Genomic DNA, 22,287 nt, shown 5'->3' on the forward strand with positions numbered 1-22,287 from the left:
AACGATATCCTTATATTTAAGTGGTCTTCGATCCGGCGCGGCGGTACCGTTCCGCCATTGCCGCGGTTTTCCAGAAGGTCCGGCCATGTCCAGCACCCGTTTCCACGATCTTCTCGCCGCCAAGCCGATCCTGTTCGCCGACGGCGGCATGGGCACCGGCCTGTTCGCCCAGGGGCTGGAGACCGGGGACAGCCCGGAGCTGTGGAATGTCGAGCGGCCGGAACGGGTGCAGGCCGTGCATCGCGGCTTCGCCCAAGCCGGATCCGATATCCTCCTGACCAACACCTTCGGCGGCAATGCGCGACGTCTGGCGCTGCACAGCGCCCAGGGCCGGGTGCGCGAGCTGAATATCGCCGGCGCCCGCATCGCCCGCGCGGTGGCGGAGGAGTTCGATCGCCCGATCATCGTCGCCGGCTCGATGGGCCCGACCGGCGACATCTTCCAGCCGGTCGGCGTGCTGAGCCATGAGGAGGGCGTCGCCGCTTTCGCCGAACAGGCGGAAGCGCTGGCCGAGGGCGGCGTCGACGTGCTGTGGATCGAGACCATCTCGGCGGCGGAGGAGATCGCGGCGGCGATCGAGGGCGCGTCGCGCACCGGCCTGCCGATCGTCTCAACCATGACCTTCGACACCAACGGCCGCACCATGATGGGGCTGACGCCGGAGGCGGCGATCACCCATGGCCGCAACTGCGCCTGCCGGCCCAGCGCCTTCGGCGCCAATTGCGGCATCGGCCCCGCCCAGCTCCTCGACAGCATCCTCGGCCTAGTGCGCGCCTCGGAGGCCGACGACATCATCGTCGCCAAGGGCAATTGCGGCATCCCGCAATACCGCGACGGCGCCATCGTCTATGACGGCACGCCGGAGATCATGGCGTCCTACGCCGTGCTGGCGCGCGATGCCGGCGCCCGCATCATCGGCGGCTGCTGCGGCACCACGCCGGAGCATATCCGGGCCATGGTCGCGGCGGTGAACGGCACCGCCCGCGGCCCGGTACCGGACATCGAGACCGTCGAGCGGCTGCTGGGGCCGGTCAAGGCCCAGTCCGGCCGCCCGGCCGAAGGCGGCGGCGAGCGCGAAGGCCGCCGGCGCCGCCGGGCCTGAGAGGTCTTCCGGAACCTGACTGCGGCGAGTTGGCAGGGCGATCGGCGATCCCCTCGCCAATCCGAATCCGGCTCTATCTCACATAGCGGGGCGTGTTCCGCATCCATCGGGAACGGCTGCGCCCTCGGACGGCCTGGTTGGCGGAACCGGCCGACGTGACGGCCGTGGTCCGCGGCCGAAATCACCGCATCCCGCGGCCGACGGCCGCTCCGCCGCCACACCCGGCCGATCCTTCTCGAACAGCTGCCCGCGGCAGAGCGACATGGCCGTGCCGCTGGCCCCCGCAGCGCTCCATCCGGAAGGAGGCTCGCATGTTTCTGAGAATCGACCGCCTGCAGATCGAGCTGCCTCAGCCGTCCAAGGCGGATCCGAATGCGGCCGCCGCCCTGCAAGAGCTGCTCGGCGGCAAGTTCGGCGAGATGTCGACGCTGAACAACTATTTCTTCCAGAGCTTCAATTTCCGCGACAAGGGGAAGCTGAAGCCCTTCTACAGCCTGGTGGCCAACATCACGACGGAGGAGCTCGGCCATGTCGAGCTCGTCACCAACGGCGTCAATCTCGTCGCCCGCGGGCCGGAGATCGACGCCGCCACCTATGACGTGAACGCCGCGCCCTTCGCGGCGCTCCGCGATGCGCGCCTCACCGCCGGCTTCTTCATGGGCGGCGGGGCTGCCCTTCCGGCCGACAGCATGGGCACGCCCTGGAGCGGGGGCTACGTCTTCTCCACCGGCAACATCATCCTCGACCTGCTGCACAACTTCTTCCTCGAGAACGGCGCCCGGATCCACAAGCTGCGCGTCTATGAGACGGTGGACGACCCGGTGTCGCGGGAGATCTGCGGTTATCTCCTCGTGCGCGGTGGCGTCCATGCCCACGCCTATGCGCTGGCCCTGAAGCACCTGACCGGGGTCGACATGACCAAGATGCTGCCGGTCCCGAACATTCCGACCGAGAAATTCGCCGAGTCACGGCGCTACCTGCAGGAAGGGGCCCATCGCCGACTCTACCGGTTCAGCCCGAGCGACTATGCCGAGATCGGCGCCATCTGGGGCAATGGGGCGCAGGCGCTGCCGGGCGAGCCGGCCGGGCCGCTGGAGGTCGTCGACGGTCCTCCCGACGGCGGCAAGGTGCCGGACCTGGCCGGGATCTCGGAGGCGTTCACGCCCAACTATCAGCCGCAGGAGATCTTCGAGATCGCCAACAAGCTGTACCAGGCGTCGAAAGCATAGCTGACCCGGCGGGGCAGGGGCTTACGGTTCCCGGGCGGCCGCGGCGCCGCCCAGGCGTTCCATGGTCTGGATGTGCCGGCCCAGCAGGGCTGCGGCGTGGTCGATGTCGCCGCGCCGCAGCGCGTCCAGGATCTGGCGGTGATCCTGGTTCGAGCGCGGCTGCCACACCGCCGACCGGGTCGCCGCGAAGGCGAAGCGCGAATTGGCGAGCTGCAGCTCCTCCAGCATCGTCAGCAGGCGCGGCATGCGGCAGGCGGCCACCAGCTCGCGATGGAAGGCCCGGTTGGCCGCCTCCCATTCGGCGAAGGACTGCGCCCGGTCGCCCGCGGCGACGGCCTCCGCGATCCGCTCGATCTGCGCCGGCGTCAGCCGGCGGGCCGCGTGCCGCAGCGCCAGCACCTCCAGCGCCGCCCGGATCTCCACCACCTCGCGCATTGACCGTTCGTCCAGCGGCGCCACGCGCATGCCGCGCCGCGGCTCGCTGACGGCGAGTCCCTGGGCCTGCAAGCGCTGGAACGCCTCGCGGACCGGCACATGGCTCGATCCGAACTCATGGGCGACGTGGTCCTGGCGCAGCGGTGCGTCCGGCGGCAGCTCGCCGGTCACGATCCGCTCGGCCAGGATGCGGGCGATCCGTTCGGCGACGGTCTGCGGGGCGGTGTCGGTCTTCGGCATCTCGATTGTAGATTATCTATTGAATAAGGCGATGCGCTCACCCGTCTGAGTTTCTACACTCCTGTGAGTCGCAGTGATCATAGATCACTATTAGAGATTATCTATGATTCTGGGAGCCAGATCATGAAGCCCTCTGTCGAAGCATCTCCGTCCGCCCCCGCCCTGGCCGGCTGGCGCATTCCCGCCGCCATCATCGGCGGCAGTCTGCTGATGGCGCTCAGCGCCCAGATCACTGTCCCGTTCTGGCCGGTGCCGATGACCATGCAGGTCTGCGCCACCTTCCTCCTGGCCGGGCTTGCCGGCGGGCGGCTGGCGGCGGCGATGGTCGCGGCCTATCTGGCGGAGGCGGCGGTCGGCCTGCCGGTCCTCGCCGGCGGCAGCGGCGGGCTGGCGCCGCTCGTCGGGCCGACCGGCGGTTATCTGCTCGGCTTCCTCGTCGCCGCCTTCCTGGCCGGCGAATGGATCCGGCGCCGCCCCGGAGGGCTGGTCGGCACCGCCGTCCCGATGCTGGCGGGGCTGGCCGTGATCTATCTGCTCGGCTGCCTCTGGCTGGCGCAGTTCATCGGCTGGCCGGCCGTGATCCCCGCCGGCGTCGCGCCCTTCCTGGCCGGGGACGTGCTGAAGGTGCTGCTCGCCGCGGCTGTGACCATCGCCCTGCGCCGCCTGCGGAGGGCGGCGTGACGGCGGCCACCGCCGACTCCGGTGCCAGGCCCGCCGTCCGGTTCGACGGGACGCGGGCCGAAGCCGAGGCGCTCTACGCCCTGCCGTTCCCGGAGCTGCTGCACCGGGCCCAGCTGGTCCATCGCGAGAGCTTCGACCCGGCGGCGGTCGAGACCGCCAGCCTGCTCAGCATCAAGACCGGCGGCTGCCCGGAGGATTGCGGCTACTGCTCGCAGAGCGCCCGTCACGACACCGGGGTCAGGGCCACGCGGCTCATGGACCCGGAGTCGGTCGTGGAGCGCGCGGCCCAGGCCAAGGCCGCGGGGGCCGGGCGCTTCTGCATGGGGGCGGCCTGGCGCAGCCCGAAGGACCATGACCTCGACCGGGTCTGCGAGATGGTGGCGGGGGTCAAGGCGCTCGGCCTCTCGACCTGCGTCACCCTCGGCATGCTGACCCGGCCGCAGGCGGACCGGCTGAAGCAGGCGGGGCTCGACTACTACAGCCACAACGTCGACACCTCGCCCGAATTCTACGGCCGGATCATCACCACCCGGACGTTGCAGGACCGGCTGGAGACGCTGGGGCATGTCCGCGCCGCCGGCATCAAGGTCTGCTGCGGCGGCATCGTCGGCATGGGCGAGACGGTGGACGACCGGCTGGGCCTGCTGCTGCTCCTGGCCGGGATGGATCCGCATCCGGAGAGCGTGCCGCTCAACCTGTGGAACGAGGTGCCGGGCACGCCGGTCATGGCCATGGCGGCGAAGCCCGACCCGATCGATTTCGTCCGGCTGGTCGCGGTGGCGCGGATCCTGCTGCCGCGCAGCGTGCTGCGCCTCTCCGCCGGCCGGCAGTACATGAGCGACGAGATGCAGGCGCTGTGCGTCCTCGCCGGCGCCAACTCGATCTTCCTCGGCGATGTGCTGCTGACCACAGCCAATCCAGGCCTCGACCGGGACACCCAGCTCCTGGACCGGCTCGGGCTCAAGGCGGTGACCGGCGGTCTGGCGCCGGCCGCCTGACGCCTATCGCGGCCACTCCGCCATCGGCTGGGCGGACTCGACGATGTGGACGCCGAGCTCCGCCCAGCGGGCGAAGGCCTCCTCGGCGTGCGGGGTGAAGTCCAGCGCCGGGATCGGCCGGCCCTCCGCGTCCAGCCCGACCACGGCCGACATGCAGTCGCGCAGGACATAGACCCGGCGCGGCAGGGCGGGGTCGAGCGCCCGCATCCGGCCGAGGAGGTCGTCGACCGACCAGCGCACGCAATGGCTCGAGGCCTGGCCGGCGACGACGATCCGGTCGGCGCGCAGCAGCTCCAGCAGCGCCAACTCGTCCTGCGGCTTCACCAGCCGGCCGCCGTCCCAGCGGTCCGGCACCTCCGGCGCGAAGGCGGAATAGCTCTCGCTCCAGGGATCGTCGCCTTTGACGATGACGGGCGTCGGCGCGCCGCGCAGCATGGCGTGGAACAGCCACGCCTCCTGGATCAACCCCGGCATGGCGTGGCCCTCCGATCCGATCAGGCAGTGGTCGGGCCAGATGATCAGGACGTTGCGGCCCTGCCGAGCCAGGCTGCGGATATAGTGTCTGAGCTGCCGCTCCACCCAGGCCGCGCCCTCTGCCGCGACGTCGGAGGGCAGCAGCGCCGGCACGCCCGGGCTCGGCCGCAGCGCGCCGTTGGCCACCGCCTCCTCGGTGATGACGGTGAAGGGCTCGGGCGGGCGGCCGTCGGCATCGACCCAAAACGACCGGTGGAAGATCTGCAGCGGCGTGTGGGTGTCGAAGGTCGGGACGATCCGGTCGATGTCCCCGAGGTTGCGGTGGATGAAGGCGGCGATCCGCGCCGTGTCCTCGACCGCGCCACGCCCGGACCGCCCGCCGACATAGAGCGCGCCTTCCGGCAGGCAGAAATCACGCTGCAGGTCGATCAGCAGCAGGTCGGTGCGCTCGTCTCCGGCCGGTTTCACCCGGCCGCGCCATGCCTCGGCCACGGCGCGCAGCCCGGCGATGTCCGGCCGGTACGACCAGTCCCCGGCCCGGGCCGGGTCGAAGAAGGGCGGAAGCTCCGTCGTCGCGCTCATCGCCACCCCCGCTGCCTGTCGCCGTGACGGCGAAGTATAGCAGGGGACAGGCCCGACGGATGCCTTACTGGAACAGGCTGGAGACCGACTTCTCCTCGGCGATGCGCAGGATCGCCTCGGCCATCAGCGGGGCGATGGTGAGCTGGCGGATGTTGTGGCTGAGGCGCACCGCTTCGGTCGCCAGGATGCTGTCGGTCGTCACCATCTCCTTGAGCGGCGAGGCGCCGACCCGGGCGACGGCGCCGCCCGACAGCACGCCGTGGCTGATATAGGCGAAGACCTCGGAAGCGCCGCGCTCCATCAGCGCGACGGCGGCGTTGCACAGCGTGCCGGCGCTGTCGGCGATGTCGTCGATCAGGATGCAGCGGCGGCCCTCGATGTCGCCGATCACGTTCATCACCTCGGACACGCCGGCGCGCTCGCGCCGCTTGTCGATGATGGCGAGGTCGGCGTCCAGGCGCTGCGCCACCGACCGGGCGCGGACCACGCCGCCGACATCGGGCGAGACGATGACCAGGTTGTCGCTGGGGAAGCGGCTGCGGATGTCCTTCACGAACACCGGCGCGGCCACCAGGTTGTCGAGCGGGATGTCGAAGAAGCCCTGGATCTGCCCGGCATGCAGGTCGAGGGTCAGCACCCGGTCGGCGCCGGCGCGGGTGATCAGGTTGGCCACCAGCTTGGCCGAGATCGGCGTGCGCGGGCCGGTCTTCCGGTCCTGCCGGGCATAGCCGTAATAGGGCATCACGGCGGTGATCCGACGGGCCGAGCCGCGGCGCAGCGCGTCGATGGTGACCAGCATCTCCATCAGGTTGTCATTGGCCGGGAAGCTGGTCGGCTGGATCACGAACACGTCCTCGCCGCGGACGTTCTCGAGGATCTCGACGAAGACCTCCATATCCGCGAAGCGGCGGATCTGGGCCTTGGTCAGCGGGATTTGCAAATAGGCGGCGATCGCCTCGCAGAGCGGGCGATTGCTGTTGCAGGCGATGATCTTCATGGAGGGCGGCTCGGTGGTCTCGGGCGGTGGCCGGGGCCGGATGCGGCTGCGTATATCCCGCGCGCTGCGGGGTGTAAACGGACTTCACGCAATCCTGACCCCGAATTGTCACAACATCATCAGCACGCAGCCGCCGAGCAGCGCCACGATGATGAACAGGAACAGCGTGATCAGGTGAGGCATCCTTTCAGCCCGTCAGCAGGATGGCCGAGATCTGCCGGCCGTAATCCGGCTCCTTTCTGAGGGTAGTGCGGCGATAGCTGAAGAACAGGTCCTCGCGCGCCAATGTGTCGAGCCCGCTGACGGCGACCTGGCGCAGCCCGGCGCGGCGCAGTCGTTCGGCGACATAGCCCGGCAGGTCGAAATGCGGCCGCGCCTCGGCGCCGTTGCCGGCGGCGGGGGAATGGAAGAAGCGGGCGCTGTCCGGATCCTCGGCCAGGAAGCGGTCGCGGAACTCGGGGCCGACCTCGTAGCTGCCCGGGCCGATGCAGGGGCCGATCGCGGCGGTGATCCGTTCTGGCACCGCGCCGAGCGCCCGCATGGCCTCGATGGTGGCCTCGATGACGCCGGAGAGCGCGCCCTTCCAGCCGGCATGGGCGGCGCCGACCACCCCGGCCTCGGCATCGGCGAACAGGATCGGGGCGCAGTCGGCGGTGAGGATGCCTAGCGCCAGGCCCGGCCGATCGGTCACCATGGCGTCGGCCTGGGGCGCCGTCTCCGGCGTCCACGGCCCGGTGACCGTGGCCACCCGGGGGCTGTGCACCTGATGGACGGTCAGCAGCGCCTCGGCCGGGCCCAGCTCGCGCCGGCAGCGGTCGCGATTCTCGGTCACCGCCTCGCGCCGGTCGCCGGAGCCGAAGCCGCAGTTGCGCGAGGCGAAGATGCCCTCGCTGACGCCGCCGGTGCGGGGGAAGAAGCCGTGGCCGATGCCGGGCAGGGCGGACAGGGCGTCGACGGTGATCACAAGGCAGGCTCCGAGCGATACGGACGGAGACGGAATAGCATCGCCGGCCAGGTCAGGGAAATCCAGCCGGCGTGCCGAGACCGGGCGCGGTCAGAGCCAGAGCCTTGAACAGCGTGCCCATCTGGTCCGGGCCGGCCAGCCGCTCGACCGCCGACTCGATCCCCTCGGCCCGCGCCGGCGACGCCGTCTTCAGCTGCGCCGCGCGGGCGCGCAGGCCGAGCGCCTCGAGGAAGGCGCCCTGAGGCACCGGCCCATGGGCTTCGGCGCCCGCCTGGGTCGCGGCCTCGGCCAGGGCCTGGAAGTCGACATGGGCGGTCAAGTCGGCCTCGCCCGGCGCCTCCAGCGGGTCGGCGAAGGCATGGCGCCGCACCGCCTGGAAGCTGTCGCCCGGCGCGCTGCGGGCCGGGCCATAATCAATGATCAGCGCGGCGCCGCCCTGCCGCGTCAGGCGCTGGCCGAGAAAGGCGGCGTGCGACAGCCCGGCCGGGCAGGATTCGGCGATCGAGCCTTCCGGCGCATCCCGCACCGCCTCCGGGATCAGCGCCAGGCCCGGATCGGCGCGGGCGGAGAGCTCCCAGCGCAGCCGGCCCGCCGCGTCGTCCCAGCCGACCAGGCGCTCGTGCCAGCCGGCCCGACCGCGCTGCCACTGCCGGATCGGCAGGGCGTCGAAGAACTCGTTGGCGACCACCAGCGCCGGCCCGTCCGGCAGGTCGGCCAGCCGGTCCAGCCAGACGGGAGCGGCATCGGCCAGCCGGGCCGCCTGGGCCGCGCGCAGGGCCGGGCTGGTCTCGACCAGAGTGAGGCGCAGCGCGGCGCGGAAGCCGGGGGCGGCGCGGCCGATCGCGCGCAGCGCGTCCTGCATCAGCGTGCCGCGGCCGGGGCCGAGCTCGACCAGCAGCACCGGGTCGGGCGAACCCAGGCGCTGCCACAGATCGGCGCACCACAGGCCGATCAGCTCGCCGAAGATCTGGCTGATCTCCGGCGCGGTGGTGAAGTCGCCGGCCGCGCCCAGCGGGTCGCGGGTGACGTAGTAGCCGTGCCGCGGATGGCCAAGCGCCTCGGCCATGTACTGCGCCACCGTCAGCGGCCCGTCGACGGCGATGCGGCGGCGCAGCAGGTCCAGCAGCGCGGTCACGTCGTCGGCGACGGGGCCGGGGCAGGGGCCTCGAGCGCCGGCCGCCGGGCGGCCCACAGCATCACGGCGATGCCGATCACGATCATCGGCAGGGACAGCAGCTGCCCCATGGTCGCGTCGAGCCACAGGAAGCCGAGCTGGGCGTCGGGCTGGCGCACGAATTCGACCAGGAAGCGCGACAGGCCGTAGCCGATGGCGAAGACGCCCAGCACCAGGCCCGGCCTGGCCCGGATGCGGGGATTCGTCGCGAGCGGCAGCAGGATCAGGAACAGCAGCAGCCCCTCCAGCCCGGCCTCGTAGAGCTGGCTCGGATGCCGTGGCTCCGGTCCGGCGTTGGGGAAGACAATGGCCCATGGCACGTCGGCCCAAGGCGTTTCGGCAACTGGCCGGCCCCACAGCTCGCCATTCACGAAATTGGCGATGCGGCCGAAGAACAGCCCGATCGGCGTGGCCGCGGCGACCACATCGCCCAGCAGCAGGGGCGAGAAGCCGCGGCTGCGCGCGAATAGGATGATCGCGGCGGTGACCCCGATCAGCCCGCCATGGAAGGACATGCCGCCATGCCAGATCTCCAGGATCGACAGCGGGGCCTTCAGATACTCCTCGAGATTGTAGAACAAGACGTAGCCGAGCCGGCCGCCGAGGATGGTGCCGACCACCGCCCAGGTCAGGAAGTCGTCCAGCGCCGCACGGTCGGGCGGCAGCGTGGTGCGGCGGGTCAGCCACAGGGCGTAGCGCCAGCCCAAGAGGAAGCCGGCGATGTAGGCGAGGGCGTACCAGCGGATCGCAACAGGGCCGATCTGCAGGGCGACCGGATCGAACCAACCCATGTCTGTTTCCGTTCGGGGGCGAAGCGTGCCCTTATAGGCGCGCGGTCCAGGGCGTTGCAACGCAGGGGACCGGCCGCCATATTGCCCGATGATGACGACCTTTGCTGAAAGCCGCCCGCGATGCCCTTCGACACCAAGCTGATCGACGATCTGGTCCGCGTCGCGACCGGAGCCTTCGGTGCCGTCGCCGGCGTCCGCGAGGAGGCGAGGACCCGCCTGCGCGAGCAGTTCGAGCAGATCCTGTCGCGCCTCGACGTGGTCACCCGCGAGGAGTTCGAGATCGTCCGCGCCTTGGCCCAGCGGGCGCGCGAGGAGCAGGAGTTGCTGGCCGCCCGGGTGGCGGCGCTGGAGGCCGCGGCCAAGCCGGCGGCGCCGGAGCCCGTTGCTGCCCCGGCGGCTGCGGCCGGGCCTGCCCGCAAGGCCAAGGCGGCCGCGCCGGCGTCGCCGGCCGGGGCCCCTGCGCCGAAGGGCCGCAGGCCCCGCGCCAAGGCGGCGGACTGATTTTCGTCACAAATCATCCACAACTTTTGTCGTGACGGCGGTGCATATCGGATTGCGCCCAACAATCCCTTGTGCGACCGTTGTCTTGGAAAGGCTGTAATGGACAACACCACTACACGTTGGGTATTGGCCGAGAGCGAGGGCCATAGATGCGCCTCGCCGCGGTACGGGAGCGGAGGATCATGACCACAGCGTCCCAGACCTTCGAGGAAGCCGCCTTCACCCAAAACCCCCTCGACACGCTCGAGGAGATCGTCAGCGCCAATGACTGGAGTTTCGAGCGCGCCAGCGCCGAGGAGATGCTGGCCGAGGTCGCCGGCCGGTGGTGCAGCTACCGCCTGTTCTTCTTCTGGCAGGAGGAGATCAGCGCCATGCAGTTCTCCTGCCAGTTCGACCTGAAGGTGCCGGAAAAGAAGCGCCGCGACGTGGCGGAGCTGCTCGGCATCATCAACGAGCGGATGTGGCTCGGCCATTTCGACGTCGACTCCGAGGAGCAGACGCCGATGTTCCGGCACACCACGCTGCTGCGCGGCGCCCAGGCCGCGAGCCAGGAGCAGCTGGAGGACCTGGTCGACATCGCGCTGACCGAATGCGAGCGCTTCTACCCGGCCTTCCAATTCGTCCTCTGGGGCGGCAAGAGCGCCGGCGAGGCGGTCTCGGCCGCGATCCTGGACACGGTCGGCGAAGCCTGAGCCGACAGGGATAGGCCAATGCGGCCGTGACGACGGGCCCGGCTTCGCGAGAAGCCGGGCTTTTTCGGTGCGCCGGAGGCGGCGGCATGCTGCGCCGCTTCGACACGGCGGCGCCCTCAAGGGGGTGCTCGGCGGCACAGTGCGAATCCCCCTCACCCTCCCATCGCCCTTCGGGCGACGGGCCCCTCCCTCTCCCCGAGGAGAGGGGAGTAAGAGCGCGTCCCCTTCACCTCTCCTCGGGGAGAGATCGAAATCGCGGCAGCGATTTCGGGTGAGGGGATGGCCCCGGCCCATCCGTGGCCAGCGCCGATCGCCGGCTGACGCGGGGCGTCAGCCGTACCGGCCCATGCTGCGGGCAATGATCTGCATCGCGGTCCATTCCCCGCCGACCTGGCGGCGGCCGCGGTCTTCGGGTTTCGGCGGCCCCGGATCGGGCGGCGATGCGGCTGCGGGCGGGCCGGTGTCGGCGGGATCAGGCGGCCGATCGTCCATGGGCAGCTTGCGGAAGAGCTTGCCGCCGGGGGCGAAGATCTCGCCGGTGGTCGTGTTGAGGTTGTAGATCGCGTCCCCCGGCAGGCCGAGATCGGCCGCCGGGATGGTGCGGTAGGTTCCGGGGGTGAAGTCCGTCGTGCGCGGCGGGGGCAGGCCGGAGGAGATCGAGACCGGTCCGGCAGCCGGGCCCCTGCCTTGCCCCTGTGGGGCGGCGGTCCGATCGGTGCCGGCCCTCCCGTCGGGGTCGAGGCCGACGGCGAGGGCGCGGCGGGACAGACCGATGTCGCGGCCGAGGCGCAGGATCAGGGTCTCGAGCGGCAGGGCGGTGTCGGCGAGGTCGGCGTCGATGCGCTCGTCCTCGACCAGGCGGGTCCAGAGCTCGGTGGTCAGCCGCTCCTGCGCCTCGGGCTTGGCCCTGGCGATGGCGCGGGAGACGCGCTGGGCGACGGCGTGGCGCCGGTCGTCCTTCTCGTCGAGCAGATAGTCCCGGCGGTCTTCGGCCGCGCGCTGCGCCTCCTCCTGCTGCTCCCGCAGCCTGGCCTTCAGCGCGACGGCGCGGCGGAGGCCGAGGAAGAGGCGGCTGAAGCCGGCTTCGGCCTGGCCGGCGCGGTCGAGATCGCCGGCCTTGGCGGCGGCGACGCCCTGGGCCTGGAAGGTCCGGGCCAGTCCCAGGGCGAGATCCCGCATCTCGTCCAGCGCCGCGACATCGCAAGCGTCCGGCCCCGTGGCCGGCCCGGCGGCGGACGTCTCGGCTGTGGTGGCGGCATCGACCATCCCTGAATTAGAACAAAACAGGAACATCAAGTCAAGCGAAACCGCGATGGCCTCGCGGTCCGACCGCTCGATGCCGACCTAATACCGGAGCGGAGGCATGGATGGCCTCGCCTCCTCGCCATGACGCTGCGGCTGGAGTCGGCCCTAAGGCGGCCTTCAGCGCATCATGGTTGCTCGCAAGCTGTCTATCGGGCGCTTCTGGCGCAGATGGTCCAGGTATTCCGCTATGTCGGGTCAAATCGATGCGGCCGGACGGTGGGCGAGGCGGGTTACCAACTCGAAGTCGCTCAGTAAGAACGGCGGGGACTACTGCGAAGGGAGCAGGCAGCAGCCGTTTTGGCAGTTTCCGACCCCTGCGGTTCCTGAGCTAAATGATTAGAAATTATGGTGAAAAGTGATTTTTTGGGGAGAAACACATGGCCAATTACATCTTTTCCGTCGACGGGCCGGAAACCGGCACAGTCGGCCAGAATGAATCCGCGCTGGTCTACGATCTCGACTTCTTCGACACGACCGACACGGTCACGGCCCAATCGCCTGCCACACTCGAATTCGATATCAACGGAGATATCGATCTCGACCTTACCGGCTATCCCGGCATCACCGGCTTCTCGAAGGTCATAGCCCGATCTGAAACCGGCGGCGTCCACCTGACCATCGGCGAGGATTTCCGTGTCTCGAATGCGCTGCTTGGATTCTCGGTCATCGCCTCGTCTGGTGCGGACAGCACCATTGTGCTGGACGCCAGCACTCTCATAGGCGGGGTGCGCCTGGACGCCCAATCGGATGGAAACAATGTGCTGATCGGAGGGGCGGGGCGCGATGTTCTCACAAGTGGGGCTGGCGCCGACCAGTTCGACGGCCGCGACGGTTTCGATACCGTGGATTATAGCCACTCATCGGCAGGCGTGAGGGTCGACCTCCTGGCGGATATCGGCACGGGCGGCGATGCCCAGGGCGACACCTATACCAGCGTCGAAGGTGTCGTGGGCTCGGCCTTCGCCGACCGATTAGTCGTCGGTGCCGTGCATGAAATCGTCGATGGAGGCGACGGCAATGACGTGCTGATCAGTGCCGACGGCGAGTACAACGGGTCGAACGTGCTGGCCGGCGGCGAAGGTGACGACGTGGTGATCCCCGGCACCTCAATCAACAAGTGCTGGGGTGGGGCCGGGATCGATCAACTGAACTTACAGAGGTTTGGCCAGGGCGTCGCGGTCGATCTCCTCAATAACGATCAGTATGAGGACCGGTTCGTCGAATTCGAGAATGTGTTCGGTGGTGCGGGCAATGACAGGTTCTACGGCAACGCCGGCGCCAATGTCCTTGAGGGCGCCGGCGGCAACGACGCCCTCAACGGCCGGGGCGGCAGCGATGTGCTCCGCGGCGGGGCCGGCGCGGACCAGCTGAACGGCGGCAGCGGCGATGGCAGCGACACCGTCAGCTACTTTCTCAGCTCCATGGGCGTCACGGTCAACCTTGCGACCGGCACCGGCCACGGCGGCGACGCCGAGGGCGACACCCTGACGGGCTTTGAGATCCTGTCCGGCAGCCAGGGCAATGACCACCTCACCGGTGACGCTCTCGCCAACACCTTGCAGGGCTGGAACGGCAACGATGTGCTCGAAGGGGGCATCGGCAAGGATGTGCTGACCGGTGGCGCCGGAGCGGACCGCTTCGTCTTCACGACGATCGGCGACAGCCTCTACGGGGCCAATGCCGACCGGATCACCGATTTCAGCCATGCGCAGGGCGACAAGATCGACCTGTCGGCGATCGACCTTGGGCCGTACTCGGAATTCTACTTCATCGGCCAGCGTGCGTACTCAATACCAGGACATGCTGGCGCGGTGGAGCTGCGCTTCGCCTTCACCAGCCCGACCACCACGACCATCGCCGGCGACCTCGACGGCGATGCCGTCTCCGACTTCCACATCGTGCTCAGCGGCCATATCAATCTGGTCGAAAGCGACTTCATCCTGTAGCGGCGACGCGTCGGCTTCGTCCGGACGTCCGCCGAACTTCCGCGGACGTCCGCGAAGCGCTCGACAGCGAAGATCCAGGCATCTCTGCGCTTTCCGGTCCGTCGGCAAGGTCCGGACGACGCGGCGCAACTAGCCGGTCAGATACTCAGCATCCACCCTTCGGATTTCGATCCTACAACCGTCGGCTGAATCGTCGGTAGCCGCCTCGTCTCGCTACGCTGTTCCCGATTCCAGAGAGGGGCAGCCTTTCCATGAGCGAAATTTCCGAGATCTCGCAATATGAGCAGAACCAGAATTTCAACAAGCTCACTAGTTTTATTCACTCTGGCAGATACACATCACTCCTCCGCCTGACGGGCGAGCTCAGAGCCACGATCGGGGGGCGCCCGATCAGGGCGCTCGATATCGGATGCGGGCCGGGCACGGCCGTGGGGCCGCTGCTCAGCGCCCATGATGTCGACTACACCGGCATCGACCTCAGCGCCAAGTACCTCGATGCCGCGCGCCGCACCCATGGGCATCGTCCGAACTGCAAGTTCGTGCAGGCGGATGCGGCCGATCCGAGCCAATACCAGCCCGACAGCGCCGACATCGTGTTCGCGCTGGAGACCCTGGAGCACATCCCCGAAGGCGCCGTCGTGCGTATCGTCGAGAATGTCTGCCGCATCGTGCGGCCGAAGCTCTTCGTGGTGACGGTGCCGGTGGAGGTGGGGCCGGCGATTTGGATCAAGAACGGCGGCTCGGCTCTGATGGGCTACAACCGTGGTTCCGGCACCCTGCGCGAGACGTTCTGGGCCGGGCTCTATCAGATGGACCGCATCCCGACGCATACGGTCTGGCATATCGGCTTCGACTGGCGCTGGCTGGCGCAGACGATCCGACACAACGCGCCGATCAGAGAGGTCAGCAGCTTGCCGTTCGCGTGGTTGCCGCGGTGGCTGGCGCCGAACATGCTGATCGTGGCGGAGCCGCAGAACCAACGACGATATTGAGAGGGGCGTCTTGGATCTGACGCGAGCGATCGTCCCAGTTAGCGCATCGACCCGGTTCTTCGTCTCAGCCTGGCGAACGCGGCGAGCGCCTCCGCGTCGATATCCGCGAGCATGGCGGTCCGCTGCCGCCGAGAGAGAGCGCTCCGACCCTGCCGTCGGGCGGCAGCGTCGAGGGCACGCTGCAGCTCGGAGGCGAATCGCTTGATCGTCAGCTCCACCGCCTGCCGATCATATCGCAAACCATGCATGTATCCGACCAGCCGACGCACTTCTGCCGGGAGCACGGCGATGCCATCACGGATCACCGCTCGCACAGCCACATGGATCTCGCGCTCAACGGCGTCTTTGTCCACGGCCCGGATCATGAGGTCCTCCGGTCGCAGACTAATGCTCAGCTATGATAGATCGCCAGATCACCGTTTGGCGTAAATCTCAATCAAGCAACAATCTTGACGCACCGGTTCGCGTCTAATCTAAGAATAGGATGAAGATCGTTGAAGCTTTGCGCCGATCCCGATCGGATAGGGATCAAACCTGATTGCCAAGAATTTTTCTGATCTCGGTGGCAACTGCGGAAGGCCTAGCTGTCGCAAAAATCAGGTGCTCCTGAGAAACCGGAGCTAGGCCTGGTTGTGGCGCGGTCCCGCCGGTCCCAATCGGCAGCAGGTGGAAGGACATTGGCCTGCGCAGCGTGGATGCACGCAACGCCGTGTCCCGCACGGATTGTAGCCGACGTGTCAGACGATCAGCCCTGCCTTGTGCAGTCCTTCGACGCGGCGCTCGAAGTCCTCCGGGTTCCGGAAGGGAAGGACACGGCGGCGACGCGTGACAGAAAAGCCGGGATTGATCTGGAGCGCGTGCTCCCAGGCCTGTCGACTCTCCTTGGGCCGGCCGAGGTGGCCGTAGCAGGATGCGAGCAGGGCATAGGCGACGTCCGATCGCCGGTTGCGTGCGAGCCGCTGCTCGATCGCGGCAATCGCCTGCTCATACTCGCCGAGAGAGAAGCGTGCCTCGGCGATAAACTGGAGCAGGAGTTCTGGATAGTGCGGGTCCAACCGCATCGAAGCGTCAAGCGTCTCGAGGGCGCCTGCGGGATCGCCGGAGAATATCTGGACATGGGCCATCAACATGAGGAGTTGGACCGAGTTGGGCGAAAGCGCGAGGCCCCGCTGCGCCTCTGTCCACGCCCGGTCCAGCTCCCGGCCCCACAGGCAAGCCAATCCCAACGCGAAGTGACCGTTGGGCTGGTCCTCGGCCATCGCCACCGCCTGCTCCGCGAGCTCTCGCCCGATCCGCAGCGAGTGCTCCGGATCGTTGCTCCAGGCGTTGATGTAATCGAGCACATGGGTGAAGGCGATGAGTGCATGGGCCGCCGCATAGTCGGGATCGATGGCGATGGCGGCTTCTGCCAAGCCGCGCGTCGCGATGTTTCCGGCTCGGGTGTGCGCCCACGCCTGCTCCCGGCCACGCAAGAAGAATTCGTACGCCTCGACGTTGACTGGGCGCGCCCCGGCTAACCGATCGGGGCCACCCGCGAGCTTCACCTTGAGCGCAGCCACAATCTCCTGCGTGAGTTCGTCCTGTACCGCGAAAATGTCGGTGAGGTCGCGATCGAACCGGTTGGCCCAGACATGCCCGCCGTGGCTCGCATCGATCAATTGGGCCGTGACCCGCACCCGGCTGCCTGCCTTGCGCACGCTGCCCTCGAGCACGTAGCGGACGCCGAGCGCCTTGGCCACGTCCGGCACCGAGACTGCCGCCTTCTTGTATACGAAGGACGAATTGCGGGCGATGACGTGCAACTCGGACAGCCTCGAGAGGTCCGTGATGATGTCCTCGCTGATGCCGTCGGAGAAGTACTCCTGTTCGGCATCGCCGCTCATGTTGTTGAACGCGAGCACGGCGATGGAGGGCTTGTCGGGAACGGGTGGCCGCGCCGAAGGTCCTTCCGACGCGCGGGGATGCGCTGGTAGGGCCGGTTTCGCCTGTGAGGCGACCCCGACCTGAAGCGAATAGACCCGGATCGGTTGGGCTATGTTCTTGAGCTGGGTCTCGCCGAGATCGGTCACGGCGAGATCGAGCCGCGCTCTCACCTGGCGGTAGGCGTCTTCGGAAAGACAGATCGCGCCGGGCTCGGCAAGTCCTTCCAATCGCGCCGCGATATTGACGCCATCGCCCATCAAGTCGCCGTCGCTCTCCTCCACGACATCGCCCAGATGGATGCCGACGCGGAATTCGATGCGATGCTCAGGCGGCACGCCGGCATTGCGCTCGACCATGGCAGTCTGCACCTCGACGGCGCAGCGCACGGCGTCCACCACGCTGCGGAACTCGATGAGGCTTCCATCTCCGGTGCGCTTGACCACGCGGCCATTGTGCACGGCGATGGTCGGATCGATCAGATCGCTGCGCAGCGTCCGCAGCCGCGCCAGGATGCGATCCTCGTCTGCACTGGCGAGGCGGCTGTAGCCGACCACATCCGCGACCAGGATCGCCGCGATTTTCCGCGTCTCGCCCATGGCGCCAGCTGCCCTCGATTCAAATTAGCATAAAGCCCCTGCGAAGGTTCCCCAAGCCCGATCCCGCTCGTCAATGAGGGCCGCCCGACGCATATCGGCCGAAGACTCCTTCGGGTCTACTCCGGCCAGCCGACGAATGTCCGCTTCTGCGGCGCAGGGGCGATGTCCGCAAATGGCGGATAGTGTTGAGAAAATCCCCAGTGAGTACTATCGAGGGAGGGCGTCGATCCCTGCGGCGCCGCTCCGTTCAGACCACCTGGCGTTCGGACGGGGCGGCGCCGTCGCGGGCCGGGACGGGCGCCATCGCCTCGAACACGCCGTCGCGCCGCACCAAGGCGTGATACAGCGCCGCCGCGACATGCAGCAGGATCAGCGCGAAGAAGGCGAAGGCCAGATACACATGCGCGGTCCAGAGCAGCGCGTGAAGGCCGGCGTCCTGCGGCAGGATCGGCGGGAGGGTGACGCCGGGAAACAGCACGACCGGATAGGCGGCAGCGGACAGCATCCCCCAGCCGATCAGCGGCATGGCGATCATCAGCAGATAGAAGGCGATGTGGGACAGGTGCGCGGCGAGCTTCATCGGCTCGGGCATGTCGGCCGGCAGGGCCGGCGCGCCATAGCGCAGGCGCAGCCCCAGCCGGACCAGCGCCAGCACCAGGATGGCGATGCCGAGCGGCTTGTGGATCGCCACCAGCGTCAGATGCTTCGGCATGACGGTGGACACCATGCCGACGCCGATGAACAGCATGGCCAGGATGCAGACGGCCAGCAGCCAGTGCAGCAGGCGCTGGGACGCGGTGAAGTGCCGGCGGCCGGTCATGGCTTCGCTCCCGTCGCGGTTCGCGGATAGTCCTGCTCTTCCGCCGTGCGGAGATCGTAGGACCGGGCATAGGCGGCCGACCGCGCGGCGGGGAAGGGGTCGTCCGAGGTGCGGATGCCGTCGGGCAGGATGGTGGGGTCGAAGTTGATGTCGCGGCAGGGGCCGTCCCGCTCGGCCTCGATCTGCCGCACGACGAGCGTGCCGACCTCGATGGTGCGGCGATCCGCCGGCCAGGCCTTGCTCGGGTCCGCGGTCGGGTCGCCCGGGTCGGCGACCGTCACCGTCATGGTCCAGCGCTGCGGCCCGGCGGCGACGCGTTGGGTGATATCCTGCTCCAGGAAATCCGGACCGAGCTTCGCCAGCTCCCCCTGCGGCACGGGCACCGGCTGCGCCGCCGGCAGCAGCGACCAGCGCACCGTGTGGTCCGTGCCGGAGCTATCGGTGAAGACGAAGCTGTTGAGGCTGTTGAACCGGTCCTCGGCGTAGCTGCCGGCCCAGGGCGCGCTCTGCGCCCAGGCGGCGAAGGCGGCGAATTCCGGATGCGCCGCGGTGAAGCGCTTCATCGCGTCCGGGTCCTTGCTGCCGGAGGCGGTCAGCAGCTCGTAGAAGGCCTGCGGCGTCGCCACCGGGAAGAAGGGCGGGTCGATCATGGCGGTGCGCCATTCCTGCCCGTCCGGCGTCGAGATTTGCAGCCCCAGGCCCCGCACGCGGACCGTCGCGTCCGCCGCCTCCGGATTCGGGGAGCCGAGGTTGAAGCGCCCGAGGGCGGGGTACTCGCCCGCGGCGAAGACCCGGGCCTTCGACAGCGCGGCCCCGGCGCCGTTGGACTCGAAGACGCCGGTGAAGCAGATGCCCTTGGCGTGGTTGCGGCGATGGCCGAGCGCCGGGCCGCCGGGCGGCGCCAGCGCCGCCACCAGCCTGTCCGGGGTGAGGCGCTGGGGAGAAAGCCAGCCCGCCGTGTAGGCGAAGGCCGCGGCGCCGGTGCCGACGATAACCGCGATCAAGGCCAGCGACCCGAGCACGGCACGCCCGGGCGATCGTTGCGGCTGGGGCATTCCATCCTCGCTGTGCGTTTCGCCATCGGGAAGGGAGGCCCGCCACTGTCCGGGGGCAGGGACAGTGGCGGGCGGCGAACATCAGCGGTGTTGGGGGGAGAGCCGCTGTGCAGAGACAAGGTAGCGGACCCAGCCCGTCCGGCTTATCGGACGTGCGATTAGAACGGGTCATACCAAGGGATAGGTCGGGCGCAGGCGGCCGGGGTCACCTGCCGGCGGTGATGCTCTGGGCCAGCAGCTGGTTCCGGATCTCGACATGCGGGTAGCCGACCACCGTGACGCGGCGGCCGCTGGCGACATTGCCGGGCTGGTCGGGCGGCACCACCACGGTCCAGGCCTCGGTCGGCGTCTGCAGGCGGAACGAGGTCACGCCGCCGCGGCGGGAGACGCCGTCGATCCGGCCGGTTACGGTGATCGGCGTGTTCGTCGCATAGTTGCGCGGATCGGTCGGCGCCGCCCCGCCGGCTGTCGCCGAGATCGCGGGATGGCGCGGTTCGGGCGCGACCGGCGACTGGCGGGGCTGCTCGACCTGGGTGCCCGGGGGCACCGGATAGGGCATCGCCTTCTCCGGCACGGTCGCGGGGGCCGGCGCGGCAGGAGACTGGATCACGGTGGTCTGGGACCAGGCCGGCGCTGCGGCCGTCAGGCCGGCAAGGAGGACGGCGGCCGCGCGGGTGAGGGTGACCATGGCTTCGCTCTCCATCTTCGGCGCCGGGGCGGCGGCGCTTCGCATCCGTCTCGGCAGCAGGGATTCTGAGCCTCAATTTCCGGCAAAGCCAGGGTGTCCGCACCTTAAGAAACGGAGAGCATTCGTCCAGGATTCGCAGCGTCCGGTGCGCGCGCCGGGAGGCGATGCGCAGGCCCGGCCCGCAAGGAGCTTGCGCCCGCCCGGGACAGCGCCATGATGGCGCGTCTCGACGGAACGGGGAGCGACAGGTGTCCGATCTCTTGCTGGTCGGCTGCGGCCGGATGGGAAGCGCGCTGGTCAAGGGCTGGCTGGCCGGCAAGGCCGCCGACCGGATCTGGGCGGTGGAGCCGGCGGATCTGAGCCTCGCCGATCCGCGCCTGCACCATGTGCGCAACGCCGCCGGGCTGCCGGCCGATCTGGCGCCGGAGGTGGTGGTGCTGGCGGTGAAGCCGCAGATGATGCCGGAGGCGCTGCCCGCCTATCGCCGCTTCGTTCGGCCCGGCACCCTATTCCTGTCGATCGCCGCCGGCCGCACCCTGGCGTATCTCGAAGAGGGGCTGGGGGCGGAGGCCGCGATCGTCCGCGCCATGCCGAACACCCCGGCCGCGATCGGCCAGGGCATCTCCGTCCTGGTGGCGAACGCCGCGGTCACGCCGGCGCAGCGCCGGCGCGCCGAGACGCTGATGCAGGCCGCGGGGCAGACCGCCTGGATCGAGGACGACGCGCTGATGAACGCCGTCACCGCCGTCTCCGGCAGCGGCCCGGCCTATGTCTTCCACCTGATCGAGACCCTGGCCGAGGCCGGCCGCGCCGCCGGTCTGCCGGCCGAGCTTGCCATGAAGCTGGCGCGGCAGACCGTGGTCGGCGCCGGGGCCCTGGCCGGGGCCGCGAGCGAGAGCGCGGCCGAGCTGCGCATCGCCGTGACCAGCCCGAAGGGCACCACCCAGGCGGCGCTCGACGTGCTGATGGCGCCGGACGGGCTGCAGCCGCTGATGACACGGGCGGTGGCCGCCGCCACGCAGCGCGGCCGCGAGCTGGCGTAATGGCCAGCAGCAGCGAGCGCGTCGCCGCCGCGCTGGCGGCGGCGGGGCATGCGCCCGAGATCCGGGTGTTCGACGCATCCACCCGCACCTCGGCCGACGCCGCGGCGGCGATCGGCTGCGCGGTGGCGCAGATCGCCAAGTCGCTGGTGTTCCGCGCCCGCGGCAGCAACCGGCCGGTGCTGGTGATCGCCAGCGGCGTCAACCGGGTCGACGAGACGGCGGTGGCCGCGGCCCTGGCCGACCGCATCGACGGCGCCCGGATCGAGCGGGCAGATGCCGGCTTCGTGCGCGACGCCACCGGCTTCGCCATCGGCGGCGTCGCCCCGGTCGGGCACGCCACCCCGCCGCATGTGGTGATCGACCGCGACCTGCTGGCCCTGCCGCGGATCTGGGCCGCGGCCGGGACGCCGAACTCCGTCTTCGCGCTGACGCCGGACCAGCTGGTGGCGCTGACCGGCGGGGTGGTCGCAGACATCACGAAGCGCTGATCATGATCGGCCATCTGTCCTTCGGCGTTTACGACCTGGATCGCGCTATCCAATTCTACGATGCGGTGCTGGCCCCGGTCGGCATGGTGCGGGTGTGGGCCAATGCGAGGGCCGCAGGCTATGGTCCGCCCGGCGGCAACGACAAGCTGGCCCTCATGCTGCAGCCGCAGCCGGTTGTGCCGCCCGGGCCTGGCTTCCACCTCGCTTTCAACGCCGCGACACGCGAAGCCGTCGACCGCTTCCACGCCGCTGCCCTGGCGCAGGGTGGGCGGGATGCCGGCGCGCCCGGGCTGCGGCCGCATTACGGGCCGGCCTACTACGCCGCCTTCGTGTTCGATCCGGACGGCCACAAGCTCGAAGCCGTGTGCCAACAGCGGGAGGCGGGGCGAGGCGCGACGGCTGGTCGTTGACTTGTCCTGCGGCAGGACGCTACGACGGGTGCATGGCGACGACGATCACCCTGAAGCGCACCACCAAGACGACCGCTGCGGCGGGCGTTCTCTGGTGCGCGCGGTGACCGCTGCGACATAGCAACCAGAGGCCCCGCCGAGGACGGACGGGGCCAGCAGGT

General features: G+C 69.3%; 23 protein-coding genes. 11 read left to right on the forward strand and 12 right to left on the reverse strand.

What is annotated here, in order from left to right; genetic code table 11:
• Positions 1-85: 85 nt before the first annotated feature.
• Complete coding sequence (gene bmt, locus KXR53_RS17520) at positions 86-1,102, forward strand: betaine--homocysteine S-methyltransferase (protein ID WP_437376530.1); 1,017 nt, start codon at positions 86-88, stop codon at positions 1,100-1,102.
• 311 nt (positions 1,103-1,413) lie between these two features.
• Positions 1,414-2,331 carry a manganese catalase family protein gene (locus KXR53_RS17525; protein ID WP_437376531.1) on the forward strand — a complete coding sequence of 306 codons (918 nt, stop codon included), beginning with the start codon at positions 1,414-1,416 and terminating at the stop codon, positions 2,329-2,331.
• Positions 2,332-2,352: 21 nt separating this feature from the next.
• On the opposite strand, the gene KXR53_RS17530 is transcribed toward KXR53_RS17525, so the two are convergent.
• Entirely contained in the window at positions 2,353-3,006 is a 654-nt protein-coding gene (locus KXR53_RS17530) for a GntR family transcriptional regulator (protein ID WP_437376532.1), read from the reverse strand.
• 123 nt (positions 3,007-3,129) lie between these two features.
• On the opposite strand from KXR53_RS17530, the gene KXR53_RS17535 reads away from it, so the two are divergent.
• Positions 3,130-3,687 (forward strand): biotin transporter BioY, encoded by a 558-nt coding sequence (locus tag KXR53_RS17535; protein ID WP_437376533.1) that lies wholly within the window; start codon positions 3,130-3,132, stop codon positions 3,685-3,687.
• On the forward strand, positions 3,684-4,685 hold the full coding sequence (gene bioB, locus KXR53_RS17540; protein WP_437376534.1) for a biotin synthase BioB: 1,002 nt from the start codon (positions 3,684-3,686) through the stop codon (positions 4,683-4,685). Before KXR53_RS17535 ends, bioB begins: the two co-directional genes overlap by 4 nt.
• Before the next feature lie 3 nt (positions 4,686-4,688).
• Here the strand turns inward: bioB and KXR53_RS17545 are convergent, their stop codons facing one another.
• The 5 genes from KXR53_RS17545 to lgt form a co-directional block, all read right to left on the reverse strand.
• Complete coding sequence (locus KXR53_RS17545) at positions 4,689-5,741, reverse strand: hypothetical protein (RefSeq protein WP_437376535.1); 1,053 nt, start codon at positions 5,739-5,741, stop codon at positions 4,689-4,691.
• A gap of 64 nt (positions 5,742-5,805) precedes the next feature.
• Entirely contained in the window at positions 5,806-6,738 is a 933-nt protein-coding gene (locus tag KXR53_RS17550; RefSeq protein ID WP_437376536.1) for a ribose-phosphate pyrophosphokinase, read from the reverse strand.
• Positions 6,739-6,925: 187 nt separating this feature from the next.
• On the reverse strand, positions 6,926-7,702 hold the full coding sequence (gene pgeF, locus KXR53_RS17555) for a peptidoglycan editing factor PgeF (RefSeq protein WP_437376537.1): 777 nt from the start codon (positions 7,700-7,702) through the stop codon (positions 6,926-6,928).
• Between the two features lie 52 nt (positions 7,703-7,754).
• Positions 7,755-8,837: a class I SAM-dependent methyltransferase gene (locus KXR53_RS17560; RefSeq protein ID WP_437376538.1), complete on the reverse strand. Its 1,083-nt coding sequence runs from the start codon at positions 8,835-8,837 to the stop codon at positions 7,755-7,757.
• Positions 8,834-9,667 (reverse strand): prolipoprotein diacylglyceryl transferase, encoded by an 834-nt coding sequence (gene lgt / locus KXR53_RS17565; protein WP_437376539.1) that lies wholly within the window; start codon positions 9,665-9,667, stop codon positions 8,834-8,836. Before lgt ends, KXR53_RS17560 begins: the two co-directional genes overlap by 4 nt.
• Positions 9,668-9,787: 120 nt before the next feature.
• On the opposite strand from lgt, the gene KXR53_RS17570 reads away from it, so the two are divergent.
• Both KXR53_RS17570 and KXR53_RS17575 read left to right on the forward strand, forming a co-directional pair.
• Complete coding sequence (locus KXR53_RS17570) at positions 9,788-10,168, forward strand: accessory factor UbiK family protein (protein WP_437376540.1); 381 nt, start codon at positions 9,788-9,790, stop codon at positions 10,166-10,168.
• A 182-nt stretch (positions 10,169-10,350) separates the two neighbouring features.
• Positions 10,351-10,860, forward strand: a complete 510-nt coding sequence (locus tag KXR53_RS17575) for a YbjN domain-containing protein (RefSeq protein WP_026870167.1) — start codon at positions 10,351-10,353, stop codon at positions 10,858-10,860.
• Between the two features lie 330 nt (positions 10,861-11,190).
• On the opposite strand, the gene KXR53_RS17580 is transcribed toward KXR53_RS17575, so the two are convergent.
• The gene (locus tag KXR53_RS17580) at positions 11,191-12,126 is read right to left on the reverse strand and encodes a hypothetical protein (protein ID WP_437376541.1); all 936 of its coding nucleotides are present in this window, start codon (positions 12,124-12,126) and stop codon (positions 11,191-11,193) included.
• Positions 12,127-12,542: 416 nt separating this feature from the next.
• Here KXR53_RS17580 and KXR53_RS17585 point away from each other — a divergent pair, with 416 nt between their 5' ends.
• A complete protein-coding gene (locus KXR53_RS17585) occupies positions 12,543-14,111 on the forward strand; it encodes a hypothetical protein (RefSeq protein WP_437376542.1) in 1,569 nt (522 codons plus the stop codon).
• Between the two features lie 251 nt (positions 14,112-14,362).
• Positions 14,363-15,103: a class I SAM-dependent methyltransferase gene (locus KXR53_RS17590; RefSeq protein WP_437376543.1), complete on the forward strand. Its 741-nt coding sequence runs from the start codon at positions 14,363-14,365 to the stop codon at positions 15,101-15,103.
• Between the two features lie 38 nt (positions 15,104-15,141).
• On the opposite strand, the gene KXR53_RS17595 is transcribed toward KXR53_RS17590, so the two are convergent.
• From KXR53_RS17595 to KXR53_RS17615, 5 genes are all read right to left on the reverse strand, one after another.
• Positions 15,142-15,468, reverse strand: a complete 327-nt coding sequence (locus tag KXR53_RS17595) for a hypothetical protein (RefSeq protein WP_437376544.1) — start codon at positions 15,466-15,468, stop codon at positions 15,142-15,144.
• Between the two features lie 372 nt (positions 15,469-15,840).
• The gene (locus KXR53_RS17600; protein ID WP_437376545.1) at positions 15,841-17,622 is read right to left on the reverse strand and encodes an adenylate/guanylate cyclase domain-containing protein; all 1,782 of its coding nucleotides are present in this window, start codon (positions 17,620-17,622) and stop codon (positions 15,841-15,843) included.
• A 247-nt stretch (positions 17,623-17,869) separates the two neighbouring features.
• Positions 17,870-18,442 (reverse strand): cytochrome b, encoded by a 573-nt coding sequence (locus KXR53_RS17605; RefSeq protein WP_437376546.1) that lies wholly within the window; start codon positions 18,440-18,442, stop codon positions 17,870-17,872.
• Positions 18,439-19,497 carry a catalase family peroxidase gene (locus KXR53_RS17610; protein ID WP_437376547.1) on the reverse strand — a complete coding sequence of 353 codons (1,059 nt, stop codon included), beginning with the start codon at positions 19,495-19,497 and terminating at the stop codon, positions 18,439-18,441. Before KXR53_RS17610 ends, KXR53_RS17605 begins: the two co-directional genes overlap by 4 nt.
• A 205-nt stretch (positions 19,498-19,702) precedes the next feature.
• On the reverse strand, positions 19,703-20,185 hold the full coding sequence (locus KXR53_RS17615) for a hypothetical protein (protein WP_437376548.1): 483 nt from the start codon (positions 20,183-20,185) through the stop codon (positions 19,703-19,705).
• A 248-nt stretch (positions 20,186-20,433) separates the two neighbouring features.
• On the opposite strand from KXR53_RS17615, the gene proC reads away from it, so the two are divergent.
• Genes proC through KXR53_RS17630 form a run of 3 tightly spaced genes read left to right on the forward strand, consistent with a single transcriptional unit; the run spans position 20,434 to position 22,126 of the window.
• Positions 20,434-21,228 carry a pyrroline-5-carboxylate reductase gene (gene proC / locus KXR53_RS17620; RefSeq protein ID WP_437376549.1) on the forward strand — a complete coding sequence of 265 codons (795 nt, stop codon included), beginning with the start codon at positions 20,434-20,436 and terminating at the stop codon, positions 21,226-21,228.
• The gene (locus KXR53_RS17625) at positions 21,228-21,716 is read left to right on the forward strand and encodes a YbaK/EbsC family protein (RefSeq protein ID WP_437376550.1); all 489 of its coding nucleotides are present in this window, start codon (positions 21,228-21,230) and stop codon (positions 21,714-21,716) included. The genes proC and KXR53_RS17625 overlap by 1 nt, the downstream gene beginning before the upstream one ends.
• A 2-nt stretch (positions 21,717-21,718) precedes the next feature.
• Positions 21,719-22,126 (forward strand): VOC family protein, encoded by a 408-nt coding sequence (locus KXR53_RS17630; RefSeq protein ID WP_437376551.1) that lies wholly within the window; start codon positions 21,719-21,721, stop codon positions 22,124-22,126.
• Positions 22,127-22,287: the final 161 nt, after the last annotated feature.

The sequence above is a fragment of the Inquilinus limosus genome, assembly GCF_051487185.1.
Lineage (GTDB): Bacteria > Pseudomonadota > Alphaproteobacteria > DSM-16000 > Inquilinaceae > Inquilinus > Inquilinus limosus_F.

Coding starts and splice junctions, on each gene's coding strand:
- KXR53_RS17570 (WP_437376540.1), top strand. CDS start 9,788: ATGCCCTTCGACACCAAGCTGATCGACGATCTGGTCCGCGTCGCGACC.
- KXR53_RS17590 (WP_437376543.1), top strand. CDS start 14,363: ATGAGCGAAATTTCCGAGATCTCGCAATATGAGCAGAACCAGAATTTC.
- KXR53_RS17530 (WP_437376532.1), bottom strand. CDS start 3,006: ATGCCGAAGACCGACACCGCCCCGCAGACCGTCGCCGAACGGATCGCC.
- lgt (WP_437376539.1), bottom strand. CDS start 9,667: ATGGGTTGGTTCGATCCGGTCGCCCTGCAGATCGGCCCTGTTGCGATC.
- KXR53_RS17625 (WP_437376550.1), top strand. CDS start 21,228: ATGGCCAGCAGCAGCGAGCGCGTCGCCGCCGCGCTGGCGGCGGCGGGG.
- KXR53_RS17630 (WP_437376551.1), top strand. CDS start 21,719: ATGATCGGCCATCTGTCCTTCGGCGTTTACGACCTGGATCGCGCTATC.
- KXR53_RS17610 (WP_437376547.1), bottom strand. CDS start 19,497: ATGCCCCAGCCGCAACGATCGCCCGGGCGTGCCGTGCTCGGGTCGCTG.
- KXR53_RS17615 (WP_437376548.1), bottom strand. CDS start 20,185: ATGGTCACCCTCACCCGCGCGGCCGCCGTCCTCCTTGCCGGCCTGACG.
- KXR53_RS17535 (WP_437376533.1), top strand. CDS start 3,130: ATGAAGCCCTCTGTCGAAGCATCTCCGTCCGCCCCCGCCCTGGCCGGC.
- bmt (WP_437376530.1), top strand. CDS start 86: ATGTCCAGCACCCGTTTCCACGATCTTCTCGCCGCCAAGCCGATCCTG.
- KXR53_RS17600 (WP_437376545.1), bottom strand. CDS start 17,622: ATGGGCGAGACGCGGAAAATCGCGGCGATCCTGGTCGCGGATGTGGTC.
- KXR53_RS17575 (WP_026870167.1), top strand. CDS start 10,351: ATGACCACAGCGTCCCAGACCTTCGAGGAAGCCGCCTTCACCCAAAAC.
- KXR53_RS17595 (WP_437376544.1), bottom strand. CDS start 15,468: ATGATCCGGGCCGTGGACAAAGACGCCGTTGAGCGCGAGATCCATGTG.
- KXR53_RS17580 (WP_437376541.1), bottom strand. CDS start 12,126: ATGGTCGATGCCGCCACCACAGCCGAGACGTCCGCCGCCGGGCCGGCC.
- KXR53_RS17605 (WP_437376546.1), bottom strand. CDS start 18,442: ATGACCGGCCGCCGGCACTTCACCGCGTCCCAGCGCCTGCTGCACTGG.
- KXR53_RS17585 (WP_437376542.1), top strand. CDS start 12,543: ATGGCCAATTACATCTTTTCCGTCGACGGGCCGGAAACCGGCACAGTC.
- KXR53_RS17525 (WP_437376531.1), top strand. CDS start 1,414: ATGTTTCTGAGAATCGACCGCCTGCAGATCGAGCTGCCTCAGCCGTCC.
- KXR53_RS17545 (WP_437376535.1), bottom strand. CDS start 5,741: ATGAGCGCGACGACGGAGCTTCCGCCCTTCTTCGACCCGGCCCGGGCC.
- KXR53_RS17550 (WP_437376536.1), bottom strand. CDS start 6,738: ATGAAGATCATCGCCTGCAACAGCAATCGCCCGCTCTGCGAGGCGATC.